We start from the raw sequence: 826 nt of genomic DNA, 5'->3' as shown, positions 1-826 counted from the left end.
TGCGCTAACCCCATCAATTAACCTTCCGGCACCGGGCAGGCGTCACACCCTATACGTCCACTTTCGTGTTTGCAGAGTGCTGTGTTTTTAATAAACAGTCGCAGCGGCCTGGTATCTTCGACCGGCGAGGGCTTACGCAGCAAGTGCTTCACCTTCACCGGCGCACCTTCTCCCGAAGTTACGGTGCCATTTTGCCTAGTTCCTTCACCCGAGTTCTCTCAAGCGCCTTGGTATTCTCTACCCAACCACCTGTGTCGGTTTGGGGTACGGTTCCTGGTTACCTGAAGCTTAGAAGCTTTTCTTGGAAGCATGGCATCAACCACTTCGCGTCCTAAAGGACACTCGTCATCAGCTCTCGGCCTTGAGATCCCGGATTTACCTAAGATCTCAGCCTACCACCTTAAACTTGGACAACCAACGCCAAGCTGGCCTAGCCTTCTCCGTCCCTCCATCGCAGTAACCAGAAGTACAGGAATATTAACCTGTTTGCCATCGACTACGCTTTTCAGCCTCGCCTTAGGAACCGACTAACCCTGCGTCGATTAACGTTGCGCAGGAAACCTTGGTCTTTCGGCGTGGGTGTTTTTCACACCCATTGTCGTTACTCATGTCAGCATTCGCACTTCTGATACCTCCAGCAAGCTTCTCAACTCACCTTCACAGGCTTACAGAACGCTCCTCTACCGCATCACCCGAAGGTGATACCCGTAGCTTCGGTGCATGGTTTGAGCCCCGTTACATCTTCCGCGCAGGCCGACTCGACTAGTGAGCTATTACGCTTTCTTTAAAGGGTGGCTGCTTCTAAGCCAACCTCCTAGCTGTCTAA

At 52.4% G+C, this 826-nt stretch carries 1 rRNA gene; it reads right to left on the bottom strand.

Annotated elements, in window-relative coordinates:
* A 23S ribosomal RNA gene (locus TRP66_RS23435) occupies positions 1-826 on the bottom strand; the annotation flags it as partial.

The sequence above is a fragment of the Pseudomonas sp. JDS28PS106 genome, assembly GCF_036706555.1.
Classification (GTDB): Bacteria; Pseudomonadota; Gammaproteobacteria; order Pseudomonadales; family Pseudomonadaceae; genus Aquipseudomonas.
Note: the sequence above shows the minus strand (reverse complement) of the source record. Positions and strands in the feature narration are given on the sequence as shown.